Raw genomic sequence first — 24,322 nt, forward strand, 5'->3', positions numbered from 1 at the left:
GTCGCCTTTTCAGGCATCTCACACCCGCTTTTTTGCATGTTATCTCTAAACCTGCCCGTTTGCTCCCTTTCTTTTCTATACTTAATGTAAACGCATACAATTATCGGAGAGGGAGGATTTTATGTTTACATTCTTAGCAGGGATTGTACTTTTAATTGTTGGTTACTTCACATACGGGAAATTTGTTGAAAAAACGTTTGGTGTTAAAGAAGCTCGTAAGACACCCGCCTATACGCATCAGGATGGTGTTGACTACCTTCCAATGAACTCAAAGAAAAACTCGTTAATTCAACTGTTAAACATCGCAGGGGTAGGTCCAATATTCGGTCCTATTCTTGGTGCCCTTTATGGACCGGTCGCCTTTCTTTGGATCGTATTCGGCTGTATTTTCGCTGGAGCTGTCCACGATTATTTAACAGGTATGATTTCAATTCGAAATCGAGGAGCTCACCTGCCTGAACTTGCAGGGAAGTTTCTTGGGAAAGTCATGAAGCATATTGTAAACGCATTCGCGGTCTTATTGCTTTTACTTACAGGTACGGTTTTCGTTACCGCTCCAGCTGGTCTATTGAATAACCTGATGAACGGCTGGGCAACAATGGGCCTTATTCTTGGTGCCATTTTTGTCTACTACATTCTAGCAACATTGCTGCCAATTGATAAAATCATCGGCCGCTTTTATCCGATTTTTGGTGCATTGCTACTCATTAGCGCGCTTGGCGTTGGTGCTGGTCTCGTATTTACAGGTGCACCGATTCCTGAAATCACACTAAGCAACCTTCATCCTGACAGTGCACCGGTCTTCCCACTGTTATTCTTGACGATCTCATGTGGAGCACTTTCTGGATTTCACGCCACACAAACGCCAATCATCTCACGTACGACGCAAAATGAGAAACAGGGACGGAATATTTTCTACGGTATGATGATTGCTGAAGGTGTGATTGCGATGATCTGGGCTGCGGCTGCCATGAGCTTGTTCAATGGCCCTGTTGGGTTGAATGAACTGCTTGCAAACGGCGGACCAGCTGCTATTGTAAGTGAAGCTTCTACGCTTATGCTCGGAGCAATCGGTGGAACACTTGCGATTCTTGGGGTTATCGTACTTCCGATCACATCCGGCGACACAGCTTTCCGAAGCGCACGTATGATTATTGCTGACTACTTTAACTACTCACAGCGAAAAGTAACAAGCCGTCTCTGGATCGCTCTTCCACTTTTCGTTATCGCATTCGGTCTTACGAAAATTGACTTCACGCTATTATGGCGTTACTTCTCATGGGCAAACCAGTCGACGGCTATGATTGCCCTATGGGTTGGTGCGATGTACCTGTTTATTGCGAAGAAGAACTACTGGATCGCAATGATTCCAGCTGTTTTTATCACGATGGCAACAACCACGTACATTCTAAATGCTCCGATTGGATTTAGATTACCGATGAACGTTGCTTATATCGGGGCTACGATTATTACAATTGCTGTCATCGTTGCTTTCTTCTACTCTGCTCGCAAACAGCGCGCAGCTAACACACCACTTGAAGAGGATATCTCTGACTGGGATAAAGGCAGCGTGGCTTAAGTGGGCTGCTGCAATACGAAATACAAGGAAACGATTGATGAAGAGGAAGAACGTATTAATGAGGAAGGGAAAGAACACCTTTCCCTTTTCGGAAAGCTCATTCTTAGCTGTTTGTTCCTCGGTGGACTTGCGTTAATTGGATTTCTATAAGAAAGAACGATGGACTGAGATTCTCTAACGAATCTCAGTCCATTTTGTTAGCTAATATTTACTTGTGATCGGTAACCTTCTTGCCCTATCAGGATTGTATTCCTCCAACCACAGTTCACCCTTCCTTATCATCCAATCCCCAAATCGCTCCAGAAATCGGACAATATCTTCAGTAGATTTAAAAGGATTTATTGCGTAATTTAATGTCTTTTCCATATCCCTTTCCTTCTTTGGATAGAAAGTAGAGAAGACTTGATAGGCTGGATATAAGTCTCTCGTATATGCTCTTTCTTTTTCCATAACTAGTGCCAGCCCAGCGCGAACGATAATCTTCATAATCCATCCACAACAATCCGCTATGTCCTCTTCATCTTCATTGCCAACTAGTCCTCTCTTTGCCTGCTTGATATGCGCTTCTAGTTGAATTATATGATCATTTGCAAGAGCTCTATCCGCTTTAAATCCTGGAAGACCACTTCTAATATTATCTCCGTATACACAAAGACTGGACGTTTTCAGCATGAATGGAATAATCGAAAAAAGCTTTACATCAGTTAACTCTTTATGAGAATAGAATCCAATCTCTTTTCCATTTAACCAGGGATATGCTAAAGCCATTTCTCTATGAATTTTCTCCACCGAATGATCATTATGTTGATCCTCAGATATTACGATAAGATCCAGGTCAGATACACCTTTTATTCCCAGTCCTCTAGGTACTGAACCTCTCACATAGATACTAATGGATGAATTGGATATTAGAGGTTAACCGATCCACTGCAGTTTCTATAACCTCTCTGTAATCTGAACTAATATTCCTCCATCCCGTTTCATTTATAATGTATCCCTCTCGATCAATACGATAAAATGCCCCCATTTGTTTAATATCGTTCATTCGGTCACTCCTTAACTGCTATCAATTTCTCTCGTTTCATGTGGATCTCTCCCCTATTATATCGTTAAATGATAGATTATTGGTCCGCTCTCCATTCCTGTCCAATCGTATTTAGATTCCACCACATAAATTATTAATGTGTGAAAGCTACAGGAGTCTTTTTTGACTCTCAGTCTACTTTAGAAGTGAGGGGAATAAATGTCTTACCACGATGATTTTAATAATAACGTTGGTCGATGTGTTGCGATTCGCTGTCATGATGGCACAACTCATTACGGCTATATTGACCATTGCGACAATAACACCGTCTATCTTCGTCCGATGGATGGAGCACAGGATGATGGACCTGGCTTTGGAAGTTACTTCTTTTTCGGAGCAGCTCTAATTGCAGTTGGTCTTGCATCCATTGCTGCTTTTAGCTGGTATCCTTTCTTCTTCTGGTAAACACCAAAAAGCGCTCAGGGATGGGCGTTTTTTTATGGAATCAATCGCCATGAAATTTGGACACCTGTTAGATAGGTCATGTCCAAACCTTTACTGCGGTTTGTCCATACACTAAAAGCAGAAGTTGCGTTTAGAGGAGTGATTACTATTGGGATTTTTCTTCAGAGGACCGGTTATCATTACAAACAACAGTGGCACAGTCGTTCAATGTGCCCACACCATCTCCCCTATATCTGTTAGTAACACCGTAACTGGTTCAGGCGGTAGCAATACGGGATCATTTATTCTTATCAATAATTTTTATAGCATTGCAAAAGGAATTAAATTTGGTAAATAGGCCTCATTATTCTTTTTACAAAGTGAAACCAGTCGTTTATGCGATTGGTTTTTTTCAATATATGAGATAATGAAAACGAATGAATTCATACTATTTGAGGTGAAAACATGGAGAAAATCTTCTACGGAACAGATGAAAATCAATTCGGTGAACTACGTCTTCCACAAGGTGAAGGTCCCTTTCCTGTAGCAATCGTGATTCATGGAGGCTTCTGGCGAAAACCATTTACGCTTGAAAACATGAGGGAAGTTGCGGAGGATTTAACAGCAAGTGGGTTTGCTACATGGAACATTGAATACCGGCGCACCGGTCAAGAAGGGGGAGGCTGGCCAGGGACACTGATCGACGCAGCCACCGCTAGCGACTACATACGTACTCTTTCTGAATCTTATCCACTTAACCTGCATAAAGTCGTCACAATTGGCCATTCTGCTGGTGGTCATCTTGCCACCTGGATTGCCGCTCGTCATCGCATTGCAAGGGAAAGCGAGCTCTTCACCGAAAACACCCTCTCCGTTCTTGGTGTTGTTAGTCTTGCAGGAGTGAACGATCTGGAAATGATGCACGATGTTCACCACTATCGCGATACTACGCTTTCTCTTGAGGCGAATAACCCAACAGCTGAGCTAATCGGTGGTTCACCTGCAGAATTTCCAGAGCGCTACAAAAACGCTTCACCTGTTAAACTGCTTCCGCTCGATGTTCAACAAATTCTTGTTCACGGCGCACTTGATATTCACGTCCCAATTGGAATTAGCGATCACTATCACCGTGAAGGTGAAGGAGAAGGCGATTTTGTAAAATTAATCGAGCTCCCTTCTGCAGAACATTTCATGCTGACGGATATTACCTCCTTTGCTTGGGAAACGGTGAAAGAAGAAATTCAGTTATTAGTAGACTATTAAGAATATCAAAAAGCAGCCTCTCTCTGTTAATAAACAGAAAAAGGCTGCTTTTTATGATTCCTCATTATACTGACTCTGTTTTCTCAGATGTCTTCTGAATCACATTCTTATTGTAGTTCTGACCCCATTCATACATTGAATCGAGAATCGGCATTAATGTTTCACCCTGCTCGGTAAGGGAATACTCTACTTTCGGCGGGACAACGGGATAGACTTTGCGATTTACAATCTGATCATCTTCTAGTTCTCTTAGCTGATTCACAAGCATGCGCTGCGTGATACCTGGCATAAGAGATTTCAGTTCACCAAATCGCTTTGTTCCCTGTTTACCTAAATGCCAGAGAATGAGCATTTTCCACTTTCCACCGATCACAGCAAGTGTTAACTCTTTTTCACAGTTAAATGTCTTATCCTGGGTACGAGACATGCGCTTCACCTCCGTCTAACCCTATTATAACTCACAGTATACTTTTTAACACTATGTAAGTTTAATGTGCGTACTTACAATTATTTGTTGTAAGAACTATACTTGTAACTACGCTAAGCATCAGATTATACTTGGTGTCGAATAAGAAAGAAATAGAAAATATGGATTGGGAGTGAACGAATATGAAATTACAGCTAGCATTAGATTTGGTGAACACTGAAGAAGGTATTGAGCTCGTGAAGGAAGTTCAGGAACATATTGATATCGTTGAAATCGGTACGCCGATCGTCATCAATGAAGGTCTTCGTGCTGTTAAAGATATGAAAGCCGCATTCCCTAACCTTGAAGTTCTTGCGGACCTTAAAATTATGGATGCTGCAGGATATGAAGTTATGAAAGCATCTGAATCTAACGCAGATATCATCACGATTCTCGGTGCTGCTGAAGATGAATCAATTAAAGGTGCTGTAGAAGAAGCGAAGAAACAAGGTAAACAAATCCTTGTCGATATGATGGCAGTAAAAGATCTTGCTACTCGTGCAAAAGAAGTAGACGTACTTGGCGTTGACTATATTTGCGTTCACACTGGTTATGATTTACAAGCAAAAGGCCAGAACTCTTTTGAAGATCTAGAAACAATTAAAGGTGTCGTTAAAAATGCAAAAACAGCAATTGCTGGTGGCATTAAACTCGACTCACTTAAAGAAGTTGTAAAAGTACAACCGGACCTCGTCATCGTAGGCGGCGGTATTACTGGTGAAGACGATAAAAAAGCCATTGCATCAAAAATGCAAGAGCTTATCAAAGGATAATACAATCATGCAGACTACTCACTATTTAGCTGAAATTATTGAAGAGCTAAATCGTTCAGTAGATCTCATTGCTGACGAAGAAGCTGAACAACTGGCTAACGAGATCCTTGAAGCAAACAAAGTCTTCGTTGCTGGCCGTGGACGATCTGGCTTTATGGCGAAGTCATTCGCGATGCGGATGATGCATATGGGCATTGATGCTTATGTTGTTGGTGAGACTGTTACCCCTACCTTTGAAGAAGATGATCTTATCATCATCGGATCTGGATCAGGTGAAACAAAACAGCTCGTATCCATCGCAAACAAAGCGTCCGGTATCGGTGGTAAGATTGCCGCTGTTACAATTACTCCTGATTCAACAATCGGGAATTTAGCAGACATCACCGTTACTTTGCCTGGCACACCTAAAGATCAGTCAGGCGATTACGAAACGATTCAACCGATGGGATCATTATTCGAACAGATCCTTTTACTTTTCTATGACTCGATTATTTTACGCTTTATGGAGAAGAAAGGTCTTGATACGGATAAAATGTATGGAAAGCATGCAAATTTAGAGTAATAATGAAAAGGCCCGGAAAACCTATATCATAAGGTTGGCTTTTTGAATTCAACGACCTTGTATTAAATAGAATGCTTAAGTCTTTTTCTACAGATGTACTTGCAGGCTTTGCCTTTGGAGGCGTGGTGGTAGTGATCACAATTAACGTATAAAGAGTCATATATACATTGAAGGACACGAAGCTGACTCGCGGCAGCAGAACTACTTCCAATTACCCCCAACAAACCCATGACAAATATCATGGTTATGTCCTGACGTTTGTGTCTTACACCTGGACGGACTTTCCTCTAGAATTAGGCTTAGAGTTATTTCAACTATGCATAACAAAGGGGTAACCATATGAATGTACAAAAACAAAAACAAAAAGAATTGAAAAAAAGTGTATCATCTTTCGCAAAGCCCGACACGGTCGTAGGGGTACGACAGCTATTGAACACCCTTCTTCCATTCTTATTGCTATGGTTTCTTGCATACCAGAGTTTAGCAATTTCGGCCTGGTTGGCTGTTCCACTAGCCATGATTGCTGGAGGGTTTGTTGTTCGGATCTTCATCATTTTTCACGATTGCACGCACGGATCATTTTTCAAAAGTCAGAAAGCCAATCGGATTGTTGGGACGATATCAGGAATCATCACGCTCTTCCCTTTTGAAAAGTGGAAACGAGAGCATAACATTCATCACGCTACTAGCGGTAACTTAGACAAGCGTGGTACTGGTGATATTTGGGTTATGACTGTTGAAGAATATGCTGCGGCATCATTCTGGGGAAGACTTGCTTATCGTTTCTACCGTAATCCGATCGTTATGTTCGGACTCGGTCCAATCTACCTGTTTCTTGTCGCTAACCGTTTCAATCGCAAAGATGCAAAACGTAAAGAACGTATTAGTACGTATATTACAAACGCATCGATTGTGGCGATTTATTCCCTCTTGATTCTGACAATAGGTTGGGAAGCATTTCTAATCATTCAACTTCCAATCCTTTACATTGCAGGCTCACTTGGAATCTGGTTGTTCTATGTTCAGCATCAATTCGAGGATTCTTATTTTGAAGATGAAACAGAATGGGATTTTGTTAAAGCCGCTGTAGATGGAAGCTCATATTACAAGCTACCAAAAATCCTTCAATGGGTATCCGGAAGCATCGGTTACCACCATGTTCATCATTTAAGCCCAAGAGTTCCAAACTACAATCTTGAGAAGGCGCATGAATCAACACCTCCATTGCATAATGCTACAACGATTACGTTAGCATCAAGCCTTGAGTCGATTCGTTTCCGTCTCTATGACACAAAAAACAAATCGTTTGTCACCTTTAAAGAAGTGAAACCTCTTCTGAAGAATCCAGACGCAATGACAATGATGAATTCGAAAAGGCCAAGCTTCCAGGAAAAATAGCATGCAAGAAAAACCCATTCAGTTTTAGCCTTGGATGGGTTTTTCAATGTACTTTAAGAAAGTTTTTAAATTTAAGAAAGATTATACTAAAGGTATGAAAGTGACAGCTTATTCCCTTTGGTATATCCTGTAATCAGAGTATTGTCACACAGGAAAGGAGATCCCTATGCAAAGTTGGTATCACATCATTCCCAAGAACACCGGGATCAGTTCTTATGTATGGATTATCTTTTGTTTACTTCCATTCTTTTTCATATTCAGATCTTCATCTGTCATCGAAATAACATTTGGTATCTTGATGATTCTCTTATTCTTCTTATCGTACAGGCTATCGTTTATTTCAAATAGCAAAATGGTATACCTATGGGTAAGCGTCGAGATGGCAATTAGTATCCTGATGACCATTTTATTTGGTTATATCTATTTCTCCCTTTTCCTTGCTTTTTTCATCGGTAACATCGAAAACAAAGTCGGATTCCTAACCTTGTACATTGTCCATTTAACGACTACGATCGCCTCTACCGTAATTATATTTTTTACTCATAATGAGGTTTTGTTTCCACAGCTTCCGTTTATCTTTATTTGTGTTCTCGGTGTAGCGCTTCTCCCCTTTACTATTCGGTACCGAATCAAACAGCATCGTTTAGAAGAACAGCTTGAAAACGCAAATGAAAAGATATCACAATTAATGGTTATTGAAGAACGTGAACGTATTGCCAGAGACCTACATGATACGCTCGGTCAGAAACTTTCCATGATCGGGTTAAAAAGTGATCTTGCAAGAAAACTTATTCCGGTTAAGCCTGAGGCAGCTATTAATGAAATTCACGATATCAGACAAACAGCCAGAACAGCACTGAAAGAAGTGCGTGAAATGGTATCGAATATGAGAGGTTCAAGACTCGAGGACGAAATGATTCAAGTCCAACAAATATTAGATGCAGCAGAGATGGAATTTCATCTAGAAGGGAATGCAACACTCGAGAACACGCCTTTATTAGTAGAAAACGTCCTCAGTATGTGTTTAAAAGAAGCTGTAACCAATATTGTGAAACACAGTAAAGCATCTCGGTGCCGAGTTCTGATCAAGCAATCAACAACTGAAGTATTGATTATAGTCGAAGATAACGGTGTTGGTTTCCCAGAAGGAGTCAATTCCTTCAAAGGACACGGGCTTCAGGGAATGAGAGAACGACTTGAGTTTGTGAACGGAACCCTGGACATACAAACATCGAACGGAACGACCCTAAACATTCGTGTACCTAATGTGATTCAACAAAAAGAACAGGAGGGATTGGTGTGATACGCATCGTACTTGCGGAAGATCAACGTATGCTGTTAGGAGCTCTTGGCTCCCTGCTTGATTTGGAAGAAGGAATGGAAGTTGTTGGCCAGGCAACGAACGGTGAGGAAGCCTGTTCACTGGTGAAAGAGCTTAAACCCGACATCTGTATCATGGACATTGAAATGCCACTTAAAAGCGGCCTTGATGCTGCTGAAGAGTTGAGCAATGAAACATGTAAAATTATTATCCTTACAACCTTTGCTCGTGCTGGTTATTTTGAACGAGCCCGTAAAGCAGGTGTCAGCGGCTATTTATTAAAAGATAGTCCGAGTGACGAACTTGCCAGTTCAATTCGCAAGATTATTGAAGGACAGCGAATCTTCTCACCTGAACTGGTTGATCTTGCTTTTGGAAATGAAAATCCACTTACAGAACGGGAGAAGCAAGTCATTCAACTGATGGCTGACGGCAAGAATACGAAAGATATTTCAAATGAGCTCTACATTACACCAGGTACAGTTCGAAATTATATATCTGTCATACTGGATAAGTTAGAAGTTACGAATCGAATTGAGGCGATCTCACGGTTTAAAGAGAAGGGCTGGTTTAAGTGAATAGGTTAGAAACAGGTACTATTCTTAGTAGCTGTTTTCTATTGAAAATTAAACACATGATTTAAATTAATTAACTTCATCATAACTAGTCCTTCACCTACTCACTAAATGATTCTCCTTCATACACTAAATAGACTCAATGAAAGGAGATGATTTTATGAGTTGCGGATATGGGAACCAGGTTGGTGGCGCTGGCTACGGCGGCTGCGGAAACCAGGTTGGTGGCGCTCGTTACGGAAATGGATTTGCTTTGATCGTTGTATTGTTCATCCTTCTTATTATCGTAGGCGCTGCGTTTGTTAAAGGACACGATTGCTAATATTTCATCAAAACCATCAGGGAAGATCCCTGGTGGTTGTTTTTTTGTCCTCCTCTCCACATCCCATTAAGAAATATTTGGAAAAAGACATCTATTCAGATTAGTTTCTGTTAAAATACAGTTGTTAGCAACTACCAGATTAAAAGAGTTCTTTTATGAAAAGTCGTTTCACCTTTTTATCAGTTGGTGCCCTTTGTATAACCCTGCTCACCTCATGTGTGAACAGCGACTACCAGAATGCAATGGACAAAGGGATTGATAGCTTAGGACAGCAAGATTATCATCAAGCAGCCATTTATTTTGAAGTCGCTTCACCTGAACAAGACAATGATACAAAAGCACGTACCTATTTCGAGCAAGCAAGTCAAATGGATGAAGCCATTAACTTCTATGAACAGGAAGAATACATATCTTCATTAGATGCATTTAAAGCCGTTGCGAATCAGGATGATGGATTAAAAACGGTTCAATCGGAAGCTGAAAAATGGGAAACGACGATTCTTAATGAGCAAGAAGAACTTGCTGCTACAGAGGTAGAGATCGATACAATCAATCACCTCATATCTGTAGAGGAATATACGAGCGCCCTCGAGCAACTTCAGTTATTAAATACGAAAGTTGAATCTGAAGAAATCCTTTCATATTATGAGAATGAACTAGCCAATCATACTGAGACAATAAACAAAGCACTAGTTGAGGTAGAAGACGTAAATACGACCGCTTCTACAGATGCGGAAGAAATAACCGTTGAATCAAAAGAAGAACCTATAGAAGTAGAAAAAGAACTTACTTATGCCTCCTATACAAATGAGAGATTCGGCTTTACGATCGAATATCCCTTGGATCTAATCGTTGGACCTTCTCCAACTAATGGGGATGGATTGAATTTTTATAATGATGAGTTGGAAATAACAGCTTTTGGTGGTCATAATGTTATGAGTGAATCAATCGAAAGAAGATATCGCTGTCCCTATAGCTTACGATCGACTAACTGAAAATTGGTTTGTTATTTCTTATGTTGAAAATGGGATGATCGTATATGAAAAGTTCTTTTATGGTGGAGATGTTTTTAATACTTTTATCATTACCTATCCCGAAAGCAAACAGGATGTTTATGGCCCGGTGACGACTCATATTTCAGATACATTTGTCCCATCGACAAGATAAATTCTAGACTTGATGAATACACCAAAGGAGAGCACCTGATATCAGGTGCTCTCCTTTCCATCTATTTATATCGTTTCTGCATGATGGTTTCATTCACCTGATCAAACATCTTCTCAATCCCATCTTCTGATTTTTAAACTGGGAAGCATGCTCCCCCTTTATACCAATACTTCTGCCCTCTTCTGCAGCATCTATATTAGCGCCCATAAAGATAAACTCCCAGCTATACTGCTCTTGCTGGTGTTGGATGAGCTCCTTTACTTTCTCATAAGTGATTTCATAACTGGAATTCTCCATGCCATCAGTCGTGATCACGACAATTACCTTCTCAGGCTTATCAGGTTCTTCTGTCTCAGACAACCTTTTCCCTACAGTGACAATCGTTTTGCCAACAGCGTCAAGTAACGCCGTCGTTCCTCTCACGTAATAGTGCTGATCAGTGAGTACCGCATCGTTTGCATCAATGCTATTCCACAGAAGGTAATACTGATCATCAAATAGAACGGTTGTTAGGCGCGGCTTGACCGAAAGCACTTTTCTAAAATGCGTTCTAACCTCTCTTATCATATTGGGAAAAAAACCGCCATTTCACTCGCTCTTTCTCTAAAACTTATTCGTGAAGAAGCCGATCATCTATTGAGCTCAGCTGGTTTTTCTTTATCTGATAGTGAACCGTTTGATTTAGTGATTCAGTTTTGTCTTGAACGGAAAATTTATGATTTGGATGAGGTGAATGAGGCGCTGGAGAGTGTCGGTGTTAAAAAGTATCTGTAATGCGACAACATTATGCCAATACAAAGCCCCTTGTGTGGACAAGGGGCTTTGTTTGATACGATCTGTTTTTAAAAAATCGACTTTCAATTAAAGTGAATTGATTCCATCTTTAATTGGTGTCGTTCCTGTCACTACCTGAAACTCCTTGCCAATCGTTGCATCATTTTCTAGCGTCGCCACGATCACGCTTGCCACATCTTCTCTAGGAATTTCATTTCTCTCCACTTCGATTGCCGCATTAACTTTACCGATGCCATTATCATTTGTTAGCGCACCGGGATGGATGATTGTGTAATCCAAATCCGTTGTCTTCAACCATTCATCTGCATAATGCTTGGCTGCAACATACGGTGCAAATGATGAAGGAGCAGACTGGATGGCATTACGTCTTGTGTCAAAGGAACTAATCATAATAAAACGCTTCACGCCAGCCTCTTTTGCTGCCTCAATTGTTTTTACAGCTCCATCCAAATCAACTAAAATGGTTTTGTCAGCACCAGTGTTTGGTCCAGAACCTGCTGTAAAGACAATCGCATCTACTCCTTCAGCAGCTTTTGCTATAGCGTTAATGCCTTCTTCCAAATCAACCACAACGGTTTCAGCACCTAAATCGTTAAAATAGGAAGCTTGCTCTTCCTTACGAATCATGACTTTAGCTTCTAAATCGTTATGATCTTGAATAAAGGAAACAAGATGTTTCCCAATTTGGCCGTTTGCCCCAACAATAAGTACTTTCATTCTCTACATCCTTTCTAAGTATATTAAGATATCAATCTATAAAATCACCGCTACACATTGGTTATATACCCATTAAAATGGGCAGTAAAGCATAAGAGTTTAAAAGATCGTTAAAAAATATGATGGTCTGTTACTTTCACCCCCCTCTGGGAATCCAGTTTTCCAGTTAAGACTCACTTCCTTCACTTTTTACCATTTAATAAAACTAGCCCCTATTTCACATGAATTCTAGTAAAATGGTAAGAGAATATCGTAAAGAGAGGATTATTCAAGATGTCATATAAAATGATTGTATTAGATTTAGATGATACATTGCTCGATGCTGAGCAAACAATTTCCCCTCGAAACAAAGAGGCGCTCATGAAAGCACAAGAAAAAGGGATAAAAGTTGTACTTGCCTCGGGAAGACCGACGTATGGGATGAACGCTTTTGCAGATGAACTTTCACTTGCTGACTTTGAGAGCTATATTCTTTCCTTTAATGGCGGGAAGATTATCAACTGCCAATCAAATGAGGAGTCTTTCAGTCAGACATTACCCATAGAAGCCGTTCAAAAACTCTATGACATCAGTCTTCAAGAAAACGTATATATTCACACCTACGTTGGAGATGAAATTATTAGTGCGGAAGAGAATCCCTACACGACGATTGAGTCAGATCTTACAGGACTACCGATTACAGTCATTGATTCATTTATGGACGGCGTTACCGAACCTGTGGTGAAAGTCTTAATGGTCGGGGAACCAGAGCACCTCAAGAAAGTGGAAAAGAAACTTCAAGCTGAGTTAGGAGAAGAATTCAGCGTGATGCGCTCCAAGCCTTACTTTCTAGAGTTCACCGATAAAGGAATTACGAAAGGCACAAGCATCGAGAAGCTTATTAACGAGTTCGGCATTAAACGAGAAGAGGTCATTGCGGTTGGAGACAGTTACAATGATCAAGAAATGATTGAATTTGCGGGCCTGGGCGTTGCGATGGGTAATGCTCCTGATGACATCAAAAAGATTTCTGACTATATTACAGATACGAACGAGAATGACGGTGTAGCAAAAGTAGTTGAAAAGTTTCTTTTAAAAGGTCAGCTCATAACTAAATAAGTTACACAAAAGAGAGGCGGTTCATCACCGCCTCTCTTTTCTATTAAACGATATTCCTTTATCTGTCTCTTGAAAGAGGTAAACTTAAAAATAAATCGAAAATATATAGTAAGTGGATGAATGAACCTGGAAGTAAAGCGCTTCTTCCGTTGTCTACCAGCTGCATGATTAATTAGTCTACACCACTCTCCAAGTCTACCGTTTACAAAATAACACATGGTCGCTAGATGCTTTTTTTTCTATTTGTAATCGCTTTACCTAGTAGAGTTATGAAAATATTTTTTTGAAAATTAGTTCACAACTCTTCCAAAACAACTATTATTTTATTATAATTATAATCTAATAGATGTTATAATTAAGTTAATCTAATTTTGGAAGGAGACTGAAACATGGATAAAAACGAAATGCATGACAGTCAAGCTGGGAAGTGCCCTGTATCTCACGGCCAAACAAAGGAAGATAGCGCCATCACAACGACTAAAGTAGGGACAACGAATAAAGACTGGTGGCCGAACCAACTGAACCTTCAACTCCTCCAACAGCATGATAAGAAATCGAACCCTATGGGTGAAGACTTCGACTATGCAGAAGAATTCAAAAAACTTGACTATTATGAACTGAAGCAGGATCTTCGGGAATTAATGACGGACAGCCAGGACTGGTGGCCTGCTGATTATGGACACTATGGACCACTCTTCATCCGTATGTCATGGCACGCAGCTGGGACGTATCGTACTGGTGACGGACGCGGTGGTGGCGCGACTGGATCACAGCGCTTTGCACCACTTAACAGCTGGCCAGATAACGCGAGTCTTGATAAAGCGCGTCGTCTCCTTTGGCCAATTAAGCAAAAGCACGGAAATAAGATTTCTTGGGCTGACTTACTTGTAATCACGGGGAATGTCGCGCTTGAATCAATGGGCTTAAAAACATTTGGTTTTGGTGGCGGACGCGAAGACGTTTGGCATCCAGAAGAAGATATTTACTGGGGTAACGAGAAAGAATGGCTAGGTGACAATCGTTATTCAGGCGACCGTGAGCTTGAAAGTCCTCTTGCTGCCGTTCAGATGGGGCTTATCTATGTAAACCCAGAAGGACCAAATGGAGAACCGGATCCACTAGGAAGCGCACGCGACATTCGTGAAACATTTGCCCGTATGGGAATGAATGATGAAGAAACCGTTGCCCTTATCGCCGGCGGTCATACGTTTGGTAAAGCGCATGGCGCAGGAGATGCTGAAGCACATGTCGGTGCAGCACCGGAAGCTGCTGATATTGAAGAGCAAGGCTTAGGCTGGAAGAATACTTACGGAAGCGGTAAAGGCCGTGATACGATTACGAGTGGCGTAGATGGCGCATGGACTGCGAACCCAACGTTGTGGGATAACGGATACTATGATTTGCTGTTCGGCTATGACTGGGAACTAATGAAGAGTCCTGCAGGAGCCAACCAGTGGAAGCCAGTGAACCCCAAACAGGAAGATCTTGCACCAGATGCTGAGAATCCATCACTAAAAGTCCATACGATGATGACAACGGCAGATATGGCCCTCCGTGAAGATGCGATTTATGAGAAAATTTCACGTCGTTTCCACGAGGATCCGGAATATTTCGCTGATGCATTTGCACGTGCGTGGTTCAAGTTACTTCATCGTGACATGGGTCCGAAAGAAAGATACCTTGGTCCTGAAGTTCCACAGGAAGACTTGATCTGGCAAGATCCAATCTCGAATGTCGATTATGAATTAACAGCTGCTGAAGTAGCAAACCTAAAAGCAAAAATCCTTAATTCTGGATTAACCATTAGCGAGCTTGTGACTACAGCATGGGCTTCCGCAAGCACGTTCCGCGGCTCAGATCATCGCGGTGGTGCCAATGGCGCCCGCATTCGCCTTGAGCCACAGAAGAACTGGGAAGTAAACGAGCCAGAGCAGCTTTCACGAGTACTTTCCGTATATGAAAAGATCCAAAGCGACCTTGATAAAAAAGTAAGCCTGGCTGATTTGATCGTCCTTGGCGGTAGCGCAGCTGTAGAAAAAGCGGCAAAAGATGCAGGTGTTGACATCACCGTTCTTTTTGCACCTGGACGCGGAGATGCGACACAAGAGCAAACTGATGTGGAAAGCTTTGACGTATTAGAGCCAATGGCTGACGGATTCCGCAATTATCAGAAGAAGGAATACACGTTGAGCCCAGAGGAACTACTAGTTGACAAAGCACAGCTCCTCGGTCTTTCTGCACCTGAAATGACCGTACTCATCGGCGGTATGCGTGTACTTGGGACAAACCATAACAGTAGAAAACATGGCGTATTCACAGACCATGTCGGTACACTTACAAACGACTTCTTTGTGAACCTACTCGACATGGGCATTGAATGGAAGCCAGCTGAATTTAACGAATACGAAGGACGCGACCGCAAAACAGGCGAAGTCGTACGCACCGCAACGCGCGTTGACCTCGTCTTCGGTTCAAACTCCATCCTTCGTTCATATGCAGAAGTATATGCACAAGAGGACAATAAAGAGAAATTCGTACGCGACTTTGTATCAGCATGGGTTAAGATCATGAACGCCGACCGTTTTGATCTTAAAGCAAGTAAGGATAAGATGACTTCTAACGCATAATAAAAAGCACCTTACCCAGGATGTCTTAAGCGGATCTTTCGCTTCAGGGGGGCATCTGAGTGAGGTGCTTTTTTTATATGGATCGAGCTAAATAATGACCAAGATTTACTTTTTCTTTTCTAGCCAGGTTACGCACTCCACATGCGTCGTATGCGGAAACATATCCACCGGCTGAACTTCCTTCGTTTCAAATCCACCGGCTTCTAAGATCCGTAGATCCCTTGCAAGTGTCGCAGGGTTACACGATACATAAACGACTTTCTCTGGCTTCATATCAATAATCGTTTGTAGTAGCGCTTCGTCACAGCCTTTACGTGGCGGGTCAACGACGATCACGTCAGGCTTAATACCCTGCTCTTTCCAGGCTGGGATCACGTTTTCTGCTTCGCCAACGGCAAATTCTGCGTTTGTGATGCCGTTTAGCTCGGCATTCCGCTTCGCATCTTCAATCGCTTCTGGCACGATTTCTACACCATAAACCTGCTTGGCTTTTTGAGCAAGAAACAGTGAAATTGTTCCAATGCCGCAGTAAGCGTCAATGACCGTTTCGTTCCCAGTTAGGCCCGCATATTCGAGCGCTTGATCGTAAAGTACTTTTGTTTGATCCGGATTCACTTGATAGAACGAGCGCGCTGAGATCGCGAATTTAATGTCACCGATCGTGTCGTAAATGTATGGGGAGCCCCATAGGACGCGCGTTTCGTCACCAAAGATCACGTTCGTGCGCTTCGGATTCACGTTTTGGACGATCGATTTCACTTTAGGAATTTGCTCTGTGATATCTTTGATTATGTTTTTTCGGTTCGGCAAATCTTTGTTTTTCGTCACGATGACGACCATGATGTCTTCGGTTTGCTTCCCGTATTTCGCCACAACGTGTCTGAGCGTTCCGCGATGAGAACGTTCATCGTACGCACGGATGCCGTATTTCTCAGCAATCTCTTTGACCACTCGCAAGACTTCATCGTTCTCCTGCTCCTGAATCAGACACTGATCCATGTCGATGATCTGGTGACTACGCTGCTGATAGAATCCAGCGACGATTTTGCCATTCTCTTCTCCAACCGGAACCTGCGCTTTGTTACGGTAGCGCCATGGGTCCTCCATGCCAAGTAACGGATGAACGGGTACATCGATCTTTGCAATCCGCTCCATCACGTCTTGAACTTGCTTATGTTTGAATCTCAGCTGGCTATCATACGTAATGTGCTGTGTCTGACAGCCCCCACATTGATAGAAGATCGGACATGGTGGCGTGTTGCGGTCTTCGCTCTCAACTTTTACATCTACAAGCTTACCGAAGCCATAGCCTTTCTTCGTTTTGATCACCTTCACGTTCGCTGTTTCACCCGGAATGCCATATGGGACGAATAGCGTGTAGCCCTCTACTTTCGCGACGCCTGCCCCGTCATGGGAAAGGTCTCTAAACTCTACTTCGACGACGTCATTCTTTTTTACAGGTACTTCTTGATTACTCATTTGGTTTCCGTCCTTTTCCGGTCTATTTCATGTACAAAAATTGTACCACAGTGTGATGAGATAGCGAAATGGAAGACCGCTGGCTCTTTCTCATCGTTAGTGAGTTCGATTTCAAGGTTTATTGGCCAAACTGTATACATATAATCCTACACAACATAAAAAGCCAGAGCTCTCAGTCTCTGACTTCTCCCCTGCACTTCTACTCACCAGAAATGGCGCGCTTGTGCGCGGCTTCTTCTTCATTTGTATGTTTTTCGCTCGTCTCTTTCGGTACGATCATCGTAATATGACGGTATAAGTTCGTAAACTCAGCTGGAAGCGGCCCGCCGTACTCTCCGTCCAAATTGAGTTGCATTTTATCAACTGATTCAACTTTAATGTGGCTTGCTTTCTTGTAGACAACGTTTGGATCATTAATATGATCACCACGTAGAGCACTGCTTGCAATACGGATGAATTCAGCGATATTTGTCTTTTTCAATATCATTAGATCGAACAGTCCATCATTCAATGATGCATGGGGTGCTAGCTTTTCAAATCCGCCAATCGAGTTTGAGTTCGAGACAAGGAAAAGCATAATCTCATCTTCAAAGAGCTTTCCATCATACTCAATTCGGGTCCTCGCAGGGCGAATCGATGGAAGCATCTCGATGCCTTTCATATAGTAAGCAAGTTGGCCAAGCATCGTTTTAAGCTTACTTGGTACTTCATAAGTTAGTTCAGTCAGACGTCCGCCACCTGCGATATTGATAAAGTAATGCTCGTTCACACGACCGATATCAATTGGCATTTCAAGACCATTACAAAGAACATCCATCGCACCTTCGACTGTGCGTGGAACGCCAATCGCTCGTGCAAAGTCATTTGTGGTACCAACTGGAATAATCCCCATCTTCGGGCGATACGGCTGCTCAGCGATCCCATTGATCACTTCATAAATGGTTCCGTCTCCACCTGCAGCAATCACAAGGTCAAATCGTCGCTCTACCGCAATGCGCGCCGCTTCTGTTGCATCCCCTTCACATGTGGTGGCATGAGCAGACGTCTCATAGCCATTTACTTCGAGGCGTTCTAGAATATATGGCAATGACCGCTTCACCTGTTCTCTTCCGGACGTTGGATTATAAATCAGTCTAGCACGTTTCATCCTTCATCATCCTATCTCTTCTATCTCGATTCTTTGCTTCTTATCATGCTTCATTGTCGTTTGTTTTTAATTGGTTGGAAAGACATAATCGCTCGACAGTTCAAGCGTCTTCATCAGTAGATTATATGATAGTCGCAAACAAAAAACGCCCACATTCTCGTGACCGCTTTCTTCCGCATAACCTTCTGTTCTGATTATAGGCTTTTCCCTAAAAAAAAGCAAAGCGAAAAGAAAAGCGGAATTGGCCGGTTAGATCCGATAGCGCTGGAGCCTTACAAAAAAACCCTCCACAAAGGGAGGGTTTCACTATTTATCGCTTATCCATTTCTTCAACAATAAGCTTGTTCACCATTGGAGGATTTGCTTTTCCTTTGGTTGCCTTCATCACTTGACCAACAAGGAAGCCGATCGCACGGTCTTTCCCGTTTTTGTAATCTTCAATGGACTGTTCGTTTTCGTCTAGGATGCCTGTAACGATGGAACGAAGCTCGCCTTCATCAGAGATCTGAACAAGGCCATTGTCTTTCACGATCTGTTCAGGATCGCCGCCTTTTTCGATAAGATCTTTAAATACTTTCTTCGCAATTTTAGAAGAAATTGTACCTTTCTCGATGAGAGAAATCAGTTTCCCTAAGCCTTCAGGCGTTAGCGCTACTTCATCAATTTCTTTGTATTTCGCGTTCAAGTATGCAGATACTTCTCCCATGAGCCAGTTTGATGTCTGCTTCGGATCAGCGCCCTGTCCGATTGCTACTTCAAAGAAATCAGACATTTTCTTAGACTGTGTAAGAACATTTGCATCGTATACTGGAAGATCATATTCCTTCACATAGCGCTCGCGACGAGCGTCTGGAAGCTCAGGAATATCTTGACGGACGCGGTCCATCCATTCTTTATTGATTGCAAGGCGCACAAGATCCGGTTCCGGGAAGTAACGGTAGTCGTCAGATCCTTCTTTCACACGCATGAGAATCGTTTTCTTGCCAGCTTCGTCATAACGACGCGTTTCCTGACCGATCACGTTTCCTGCAAGAAGTTCTTTCTCCTGACGTACTTCTTCATATTGAAGACCTTTTTGTACGTTCGCAAACGAGTTCAAATTCTTAAGCTCTGTTTTCGTTCCGAACTCTTCTTGACCATATGGACGAAGAGAGAGGTTGGCATCACAACGAAGGGAGCCTTCTTCCATTTTGCAATCAGAAACTTCTGTATATTGAAGGATCGCTTTTAACTTCTCAAGGTAAGCATAAGCTTCTTCAGGTGTGCGAATATCCGGCTCAGATACGATTTCAACAAGTGGTGTACCCTGACGGTTGAAGTCAACAAGAGAATGGTTTTCTCCATCAACGTGCGTCAGTTTACCCGCATCTTCTTCAAGATGAAGACGCGTAATGCCGATTCGTTTTGTTTTGCCGTCTACTTCAATATCTATCCAGCCGTTTTCACCGATTGGCTTATCATACTGTGAAATCTGGTAGGCTTTCGGATTATCCGGATAGAAATAGTTTTTACGGTCAAACTTTGTATCTTCTGCGATTTCACAGTTAAGTGCCATTGCAGCACGCATTGCAAAGTCTACAGCTTGCTCGTTCATTACTGGAAGCACACCAGGATGCCCAAGACAGATTGGGCACACGTTTGTGTTAGGCGGTGCACCGAAATTTGTTGAACAATTACAGAAAATCTTCGTGTTTGTCTTCAGTTCTGAGTGAACTTCCAGACCAATAATAGTTTCAAAATTCATCTTCAGTAGTCACCCCTTACAGCTCTGGTTTAGCCTTATGATGATCAGTTGCCTGCTCATACGCATGTGCCACGCGATAAACGGTCTTCTCATCAAAGTGCTTTCCGATTATTTGAAGTCCAACAGGTAGTCCATTCGATAATCCACATGGAACCGAAATCGCAGGCACGCCTGCAAGGTTAACAGGAATTGTTAGAATGTCGTTCGCATACATAGTAAGCGGGTTGTCAATCTTCTCGCCTACTTTAAATGCCGTTGTTGGTGTGGTTGGTCCGATAATGACATCGTAGTCTTCGAACACCTTTTCAAAATCGTCCTTGATCAGTGTACGAACTTTCTGTGCTTTCTTATAGTAAGCATCATAGTAGCCGGAGCTAAGTGCAAACGTACCAAGCATAATGCGGCGCTTTACTTCATCACCAAAGCCTTCGCTTCTTGTTTTCTTGTAAAGATCAAGAAGGTTCTCAGCTTCTGCACGGACACCGTAACGTACACCGTCGAAACGAGCAAGGTTAGCAGATGCTTCAGAAGAAGATAGAAGATAGTAAGTAGCTACGGCATACTTAGAGTGCGGAAGCGAAACTTCTTCCCATGTTGCGCCAAGCTCTTCAAGCTTCTTAAGCGCTTGAAGGACATTGTTCTTTACATCTTCATCCACGCCTTCAGCAAGATATTCTTTCGGTACAGCAATACGAAGACCCTTCACATCACCAGTTAGGCTTGAAAGGTAATCTGGAACGTCGACATTCGCTGACGTTGAATCCATCTTGTCATTTCCTGCAATCGATTGAAGAAGATAGGCGTTATCTTCTACCGTGTTCGTAATTGGTCCGATCTGATCAAGGGAAGATGCGAATGCAATAAGGCCAAAACGAGACACCAGTCCGTATGTGGGCTTTAATCCAACTACACCACAGAACGCGGCAGGCTGACGGATTGAACCCCCAGTATCAGATCCAAGTGAGAAGAAAACTTCTCCAGCAGCTACTGATGCTGCTGAACCACCGCTTGATCCACCTGGTACATAGTCTGTATTCCATGGGTTACGCGTACCATAGAAACCTGAGTTTTCATTTGAAGAGCCCATTGCGAACTCATCCATATTCAGTTTGCCGACAGTGATCGTTTCCGCCGCATTTAAGCGCTCGACTACCGTTGCGTTATGTAATGGATCAAAGTTGCTTAGAAGCTGACTTGACGCTGTCGTGCGAAGTCCTTTTGTAACGATGTTATCTTTCACACCAACAGGAAGACCGAAAAGTAGTCCTCTAGCTTCTTCTGTTCCAAGCTTTTCATCCAGCGCTTTAGCTGCTTGCTTTGCGCCTTCTTCATTCAATGTCATGAACGCCTTTACTTTGTTATCAACGCTATTAATGCGATCAAACGACGTTTGAACGAGTTCACATACTGATAATTCTTTTTTGTGCAGCAAGCTGTGTAGCTCACTTATGCTTTTATCAAACAAGGACGTTGCCTCCCTTACTCAAATATTGATGGTACTTTAACTTGACCATTCTCTTTATCTGGTGCGTTTTTCAATGCTTCTTCACGAGAAAGCCACGGCTGTACTTTGTCTTCACGAAGCACATTTTTCAAATCTAGAACGTGTGTTGTAGGCTCAACGTTCTCTGTATCTAATTCATTCAGCTGCTCCGCCATTGAAATAATGTCATCAAGCTGAGTCGTAAACTTTTCGACTTCTGCATCATCCATTTCAAGTCTTGCCAGGTTCGCTACGTGCTTCACCTGTTCTTTGGTAATTCTGGACATTTCCTTCACCTCCACAAATTTCGAACAACCTGCAATATATAGATGATACCAAAAACAGGCTTCATTAAGCAACAGAACGCAGTTTGTTCCATTATTAAACAAACGTTTGTTTACATACGATTAATTAAACGTTTATTTAACTTTTCACATTAGCCCGGTGTTATAAAAAAAGACTCACCCTTTTAAGGAGTGAGTCGAGTCAAGAATGTATTAGAATTTAGATACTTTTGCTGCTTCAAATTCAGCTTCAATTTCTTCTCCTGGTCCTTTACCAACAAAGCTGAATGCCATGACGGCAATCCATGCAAGGATAAAGCCTGGGATCAATTCGTAAAGGTCAAATAGTCCACCGGACAATTGTGCCCATAGAATTACCGTGACAGCACCAACAATAATACCTGCCAGCGCCCCGTTACGAGTCATACGTTTCCAGAACAGGCTCAGAATAATAACTGGTCCAAACGCGGCACCAAATCCAGCCCATGCATAACTTACTAGATCAAGAACGCTACTATCCGGGTTGTATGCAAGTAGGATGGCAAGTAAAGCAATAGCAAGAACTGCAATACGACCTACCCATACAAGCTCAGTCTGGCTAGCATTTTTACGAAGGATTGCTTTATAGAAATCCTCTGCTACAGCACTTGACGATACAAGTAGCTGTGAGTCGATAGTACTCATAATGGCCGAAAGGATCGCAGCTAGTAAGAAGCCTGATACCCATGGGTTAAAGAGTACTTGAGTAAATTGTATAAACACTGTTTCTGAGTTTGCAAGTCCACCTGAGAAGTACGCGATACCGATGAAACCAGTAAAAATCGCACCAAACAGGGATAAAACCATCCATGTCATACCCACAAGGCGTGCTTTAGGAATTTCTTTGGAAGACTTAACAGCCATAAAGCGGGTAATGATGTGTGGCTGACCGAAATAACCAAGTCCCCAACCAAGCAGGGAGATAATTCCCATGAAACTCATACCAGTAAAGATATCAAGATATGTTGTGTCTGTTGCGCCGACTTGATTAACTGTCTCGCTCCAGCCACCCATTTCATATAGGGCAACAATTGGCACGATAACGAGTGCAAGGAACATTAGAATTCCCTGGAAGAAGTCTGTCCAGCTTACAGCTAAGAAACCACCGAGGAACGTATAAGAAATGATAACAAGTGCACCGATCCACAATGCAGCTTCATAGCTCATTCCGAACGAGCTTTCAAACAGGATTGCGCCCCCAACAAGACCTGAAGACGTGTAGAACGTAAAAAATACAAGAATGACAATCGCTGAAAGGACACGAAGTGCTTTCGAGCCATCACGGAAACGGTTTTCGAGATAATCCGGAACCGTAATTGAATCATTCGCAACTTCTGTGTAACGACGAAGACGCGAAGCGACAAACTGCCAGTTCAGGTAAGCTCCGATTGCGAGCCCAATCCCAATCCATATTTGACTCATACCACCTGCATACATTGCACCAGGTAGTCCTAGCAAGAGCCAGCTACTCATATCTGATGCACCAGCACTTAGTGCGGCAACAGATCCACCTAATCTTCTTCCTCCAAGAACATAATCGGACAAATTACTTGTCATACGATACGCAATTAATCCAATTACAAGCATACCGACAAGATAAACTATAAATGTGACTAGTGTTGGCAATTCAATACCCATCGAGTACTATTCTCTCCTTTCAGTAAAAAAAGTTATTATTGATAATACGACTAATAAAGGCATTGGTATAAGTAACCAGAACCATGTTGCGGTAGTTAAGGTGTATTCCACACTTTCACCCCCTCCAAAGTCAATATTCACAGCTATACATTTTCTCTGTGAATTCAAATTATAAATGTAGACCATTAGTCCTTTACAAACCAATGATTACTATATCATAAAATTATTTTCAGAACAATTAAAATATTATATACTAAACTTTTTAATGAATAAATATTCATTATTTCAATTTATTTCCTTGATTTAGAAAGTATAACATAATAAGTATTCACGAAAACTTATTTAAATAAATTGATGATAATGTGAAGGGAAGTCAC

The 24,322-nt window shown here is 42.1% G+C and carries 26 protein-coding genes and 2 pseudogenes; 16 read left to right on the forward strand and 12 right to left on the reverse strand.

The genetic code is table 11. From position 1 onward, the window contains the following. Positions 1-121: 121 nt before the first annotated feature. Positions 122-1,579: a carbon starvation CstA family protein gene (locus ABFG93_RS09695; RefSeq protein WP_347552569.1), complete on the forward strand. Its 1,458-nt coding sequence runs from the start codon at positions 122-124 to the stop codon at positions 1,577-1,579. Next, positions 1,580-1,729: a hypothetical protein gene (locus ABFG93_RS09700; RefSeq protein ID WP_347552570.1), complete on the forward strand. Its 150-nt coding sequence runs from the start codon at positions 1,580-1,582 to the stop codon at positions 1,727-1,729. 51 nt (positions 1,730-1,780) lie between these two features. Here the strand turns inward: ABFG93_RS09700 and ABFG93_RS09705 are convergent, their stop codons facing one another. The 3 genes and pseudogenes from ABFG93_RS09705 to ABFG93_RS09710 form a co-directional block, all read right to left on the reverse strand. Further along, positions 1,781-2,347: a hypothetical protein gene (locus tag ABFG93_RS09705; RefSeq protein WP_347552571.1), complete on the reverse strand. Its 567-nt coding sequence runs from the start codon at positions 2,345-2,347 to the stop codon at positions 1,781-1,783. 60 nt (positions 2,348-2,407) lie between these two features. After that, positions 2,408-2,461 (reverse strand): annotated as a pseudogene (locus ABFG93_RS23080) (hypothetical protein); the annotation flags it as partial. Positions 2,462-2,468: 7 nt separating this feature from the next. Next, positions 2,469-2,624, reverse strand: coding sequence for a hypothetical protein (locus ABFG93_RS09710; RefSeq protein WP_347552572.1), 156 nt, complete (start codon positions 2,622-2,624; stop codon positions 2,469-2,471). A gap of 198 nt (positions 2,625-2,822) precedes the next feature. Between ABFG93_RS09710 and ABFG93_RS09715 the strand changes: the two genes are divergently transcribed. The 3 genes from ABFG93_RS09715 to ABFG93_RS09725 all read left to right on the forward strand — a co-directional run bounded on the left by ABFG93_RS09715 (position 2,823) and on the right by ABFG93_RS09725 (position 4,310). Beyond that, the gene (locus ABFG93_RS09715) at positions 2,823-3,068 is read left to right on the forward strand and encodes a hypothetical protein (RefSeq protein ID WP_347552573.1); all 246 of its coding nucleotides are present in this window, start codon (positions 2,823-2,825) and stop codon (positions 3,066-3,068) included. Between the two features lie 148 nt (positions 3,069-3,216). Beyond that, positions 3,217-3,405 carry a hypothetical protein gene (locus ABFG93_RS09720; protein WP_347552574.1) on the forward strand — a complete coding sequence of 63 codons (189 nt, stop codon included), beginning with the start codon at positions 3,217-3,219 and terminating at the stop codon, positions 3,403-3,405. 107 nt (positions 3,406-3,512) lie between these two features. After that, positions 3,513-4,310 (forward strand): alpha/beta hydrolase, encoded by a 798-nt coding sequence (locus ABFG93_RS09725; RefSeq protein WP_347552575.1) that lies wholly within the window; start codon positions 3,513-3,515, stop codon positions 4,308-4,310. 64 nt (positions 4,311-4,374) lie between these two features. On the opposite strand, the gene ABFG93_RS09730 is transcribed toward ABFG93_RS09725, so the two are convergent. Continuing rightward, positions 4,375-4,737: a winged helix-turn-helix transcriptional regulator gene (locus tag ABFG93_RS09730; protein ID WP_347552576.1), complete on the reverse strand. Its 363-nt coding sequence runs from the start codon at positions 4,735-4,737 to the stop codon at positions 4,375-4,377. Between the two features lie 182 nt (positions 4,738-4,919). Between ABFG93_RS09730 and hxlA the strand changes: the two genes are divergently transcribed. The 8 genes and pseudogenes from hxlA to ABFG93_RS09770 all read left to right on the forward strand — a co-directional run bounded on the left by hxlA (position 4,920) and on the right by ABFG93_RS09770 (position 10,894). Further along, complete coding sequence (gene hxlA / locus ABFG93_RS09735; protein ID WP_347552577.1) at positions 4,920-5,549, forward strand: 3-hexulose-6-phosphate synthase; 630 nt, start codon at positions 4,920-4,922, stop codon at positions 5,547-5,549. 7 nt (positions 5,550-5,556) lie between these two features. Further along, complete coding sequence (gene hxlB / locus ABFG93_RS09740; protein WP_347552578.1) at positions 5,557-6,111, forward strand: 6-phospho-3-hexuloisomerase; 555 nt, start codon at positions 5,557-5,559, stop codon at positions 6,109-6,111. 339 nt (positions 6,112-6,450) lie between these two features. Then, the gene (locus ABFG93_RS09745) at positions 6,451-7,509 is read left to right on the forward strand and encodes a fatty acid desaturase (RefSeq protein WP_347552579.1); all 1,059 of its coding nucleotides are present in this window, start codon (positions 6,451-6,453) and stop codon (positions 7,507-7,509) included. Positions 7,510-7,675: 166 nt separating this feature from the next. Continuing rightward, positions 7,676-8,812, forward strand: a complete 1,137-nt coding sequence (locus tag ABFG93_RS09750; RefSeq protein WP_347552580.1) for a sensor histidine kinase — start codon at positions 7,676-7,678, stop codon at positions 8,810-8,812. Continuing rightward, on the forward strand, positions 8,809-9,408 hold the full coding sequence (locus ABFG93_RS09755; protein ID WP_347552581.1) for a response regulator transcription factor: 600 nt from the start codon (positions 8,809-8,811) through the stop codon (positions 9,406-9,408). Before ABFG93_RS09750 ends, ABFG93_RS09755 begins: the two co-directional genes overlap by 4 nt. 232 nt (positions 9,409-9,640) lie before the next feature. Then, a pseudogene (locus ABFG93_RS23085) lies at positions 9,641-9,727 on the forward strand (YjcZ family sporulation protein); the annotation flags it as partial. 155 nt (positions 9,728-9,882) lie between these two features. Beyond that, positions 9,883-10,722: a hypothetical protein gene (locus ABFG93_RS09765; protein ID WP_347552583.1), complete on the forward strand. Its 840-nt coding sequence runs from the start codon at positions 9,883-9,885 to the stop codon at positions 10,720-10,722. Beyond that, positions 10,667-10,894, forward strand: a complete 228-nt coding sequence (locus ABFG93_RS09770; RefSeq protein ID WP_347552584.1) for a hypothetical protein — start codon at positions 10,667-10,669, stop codon at positions 10,892-10,894. The genes ABFG93_RS09765 and ABFG93_RS09770 overlap by 56 nt, the downstream gene beginning before the upstream one ends. A 93-nt stretch (positions 10,895-10,987) precedes the next feature. Here the strand turns inward: ABFG93_RS09770 and ABFG93_RS09775 are convergent, their stop codons facing one another. Then, positions 10,988-11,461 (reverse strand): VWA domain-containing protein, encoded by a 474-nt coding sequence (locus ABFG93_RS09775; RefSeq protein WP_347552585.1) that lies wholly within the window; start codon positions 11,459-11,461, stop codon positions 10,988-10,990. Here ABFG93_RS09775 and ABFG93_RS09780 point away from each other — a divergent pair. Further along, positions 11,438-11,668 (forward strand): hypothetical protein, encoded by a 231-nt coding sequence (locus ABFG93_RS09780; RefSeq protein WP_347552586.1) that lies wholly within the window; start codon positions 11,438-11,440, stop codon positions 11,666-11,668. The two genes, ABFG93_RS09775 and ABFG93_RS09780, sit on opposite strands and share 24 nt — an antisense overlap. 87 nt (positions 11,669-11,755) lie before the next feature. Here ABFG93_RS09780 and ABFG93_RS09785 read toward each other — a convergent pair whose 3' ends face one another. Continuing rightward, positions 11,756-12,406 (reverse strand): SDR family oxidoreductase, encoded by a 651-nt coding sequence (locus ABFG93_RS09785; protein ID WP_347552587.1) that lies wholly within the window; start codon positions 12,404-12,406, stop codon positions 11,756-11,758. Between the two features lie 273 nt (positions 12,407-12,679). Here ABFG93_RS09785 and ABFG93_RS09790 point away from each other — a divergent pair, with 273 nt between their 5' ends. Further along, positions 12,680-13,504 carry a Cof-type HAD-IIB family hydrolase gene (locus tag ABFG93_RS09790; RefSeq protein WP_347552588.1) on the forward strand — a complete coding sequence of 275 codons (825 nt, stop codon included), beginning with the start codon at positions 12,680-12,682 and terminating at the stop codon, positions 13,502-13,504. A 389-nt stretch (positions 13,505-13,893) separates the two neighbouring features. After that, complete coding sequence (katG, locus tag ABFG93_RS09795; RefSeq protein ID WP_347552589.1) at positions 13,894-16,131, forward strand: catalase/peroxidase HPI; 2,238 nt, start codon at positions 13,894-13,896, stop codon at positions 16,129-16,131. A 105-nt stretch (positions 16,132-16,236) separates the two neighbouring features. Here the strand turns inward: katG and rlmD are convergent, their stop codons facing one another. From rlmD to putP, 6 genes are all read right to left on the reverse strand, one after another. Then, positions 16,237-17,610, reverse strand: a complete 1,374-nt coding sequence (rlmD, locus tag ABFG93_RS09800; RefSeq protein ID WP_347552590.1) for a 23S rRNA (uracil(1939)-C(5))-methyltransferase RlmD — start codon at positions 17,608-17,610, stop codon at positions 16,237-16,239. Between the two features lie 199 nt (positions 17,611-17,809). Next, complete coding sequence (locus ABFG93_RS09805) at positions 17,810-18,757, reverse strand: diacylglycerol kinase (RefSeq protein WP_194222420.1); 948 nt, start codon at positions 18,755-18,757, stop codon at positions 17,810-17,812. Positions 18,758-19,067: 310 nt separating this feature from the next. Then, positions 19,068-20,501 (reverse strand): Asp-tRNA(Asn)/Glu-tRNA(Gln) amidotransferase subunit GatB, encoded by a 1,434-nt coding sequence (gene gatB, locus ABFG93_RS09810; protein ID WP_347552591.1) that lies wholly within the window; start codon positions 20,499-20,501, stop codon positions 19,068-19,070. A 16-nt stretch (positions 20,502-20,517) separates the two neighbouring features. Further along, positions 20,518-21,966, reverse strand: a complete 1,449-nt coding sequence (gene gatA, locus ABFG93_RS09815; RefSeq protein ID WP_347552592.1) for an Asp-tRNA(Asn)/Glu-tRNA(Gln) amidotransferase subunit GatA — start codon at positions 21,964-21,966, stop codon at positions 20,518-20,520. A gap of 14 nt (positions 21,967-21,980) precedes the next feature. Further along, on the reverse strand, positions 21,981-22,271 hold the full coding sequence (gatC, locus tag ABFG93_RS09820; protein WP_347552593.1) for an Asp-tRNA(Asn)/Glu-tRNA(Gln) amidotransferase subunit GatC: 291 nt from the start codon (positions 22,269-22,271) through the stop codon (positions 21,981-21,983). A 210-nt stretch (positions 22,272-22,481) separates the two neighbouring features. Next, positions 22,482-23,945: a sodium/proline symporter PutP gene (gene putP, locus ABFG93_RS09825; protein ID WP_347552594.1), complete on the reverse strand. Its 1,464-nt coding sequence runs from the start codon at positions 23,943-23,945 to the stop codon at positions 22,482-22,484. Positions 23,946-24,322: the final 377 nt, after the last annotated feature.

Source organism: Pseudalkalibacillus hwajinpoensis (assembly GCF_039851965.1).
GTDB lineage: Bacteria > Bacillota > Bacilli > Bacillales > Guptibacillaceae > Guptibacillus > Guptibacillus hwajinpoensis_E.

Coding starts and splice junctions, on each gene's coding strand:
- ABFG93_RS09730 (WP_347552576.1), bottom strand. CDS start 4,737: ATGTCTCGTACCCAGGATAAGACATTTAACTGTGAAAAAGAGTTAACA.
- katG (WP_347552589.1), top strand. CDS start 13,894: ATGGATAAAAACGAAATGCATGACAGTCAAGCTGGGAAGTGCCCTGTA.
- gatC (WP_347552593.1), bottom strand. CDS start 22,271: ATGTCCAGAATTACCAAAGAACAGGTGAAGCACGTAGCGAACCTGGCA.
- ABFG93_RS09765 (WP_347552583.1), top strand. CDS start 9,883: ATGAAAAGTCGTTTCACCTTTTTATCAGTTGGTGCCCTTTGTATAACC.
- ABFG93_RS09695 (WP_347552569.1), top strand. CDS start 122: ATGTTTACATTCTTAGCAGGGATTGTACTTTTAATTGTTGGTTACTTC.
- ABFG93_RS09790 (WP_347552588.1), top strand. CDS start 12,680: ATGTCATATAAAATGATTGTATTAGATTTAGATGATACATTGCTCGAT.
- hxlB (WP_347552578.1), top strand. CDS start 5,557: ATGCAGACTACTCACTATTTAGCTGAAATTATTGAAGAGCTAAATCGT.
- ABFG93_RS09705 (WP_347552571.1), bottom strand. CDS start 2,347: ATGGCTTTAGCATATCCCTGGTTAAATGGAAAAGAGATTGGATTCTAT.
- ABFG93_RS09775 (WP_347552585.1), bottom strand. CDS start 11,461: ATGATAAGAGAGGTTAGAACGCATTTTAGAAAAGTGCTTTCGGTCAAG.
- ABFG93_RS09780 (WP_347552586.1), top strand. CDS start 11,438: ATGCGTTCTAACCTCTCTTATCATATTGGGAAAAAAACCGCCATTTCA.
- ABFG93_RS09725 (WP_347552575.1), top strand. CDS start 3,513: ATGGAGAAAATCTTCTACGGAACAGATGAAAATCAATTCGGTGAACTA.
- ABFG93_RS09785 (WP_347552587.1), bottom strand. CDS start 12,406: ATGAAAGTACTTATTGTTGGGGCAAACGGCCAAATTGGGAAACATCTT.
- ABFG93_RS09805 (WP_194222420.1), bottom strand. CDS start 18,757: ATGAAACGTGCTAGACTGATTTATAATCCAACGTCCGGAAGAGAACAG.
- ABFG93_RS09745 (WP_347552579.1), top strand. CDS start 6,451: ATGAATGTACAAAAACAAAAACAAAAAGAATTGAAAAAAAGTGTATCA.
- rlmD (WP_347552590.1), bottom strand. CDS start 17,610: ATGAGTAATCAAGAAGTACCTGTAAAAAAGAATGACGTCGTCGAAGTA.
- hxlA (WP_347552577.1), top strand. CDS start 4,920: ATGAAATTACAGCTAGCATTAGATTTGGTGAACACTGAAGAAGGTATT.
- ABFG93_RS09710 (WP_347552572.1), bottom strand. CDS start 2,624: ATGAACGATATTAAACAAATGGGGGCATTTTATCGTATTGATCGAGAG.
- putP (WP_347552594.1), bottom strand. CDS start 23,945: ATGGGTATTGAATTGCCAACACTAGTCACATTTATAGTTTATCTTGTC.
- gatB (WP_347552591.1), bottom strand. CDS start 20,501: ATGAATTTTGAAACTATTATTGGTCTGGAAGTTCACTCAGAACTGAAG.
- ABFG93_RS09715 (WP_347552573.1), top strand. CDS start 2,823: ATGTCTTACCACGATGATTTTAATAATAACGTTGGTCGATGTGTTGCG.
- ABFG93_RS09750 (WP_347552580.1), top strand. CDS start 7,676: ATGCAAAGTTGGTATCACATCATTCCCAAGAACACCGGGATCAGTTCT.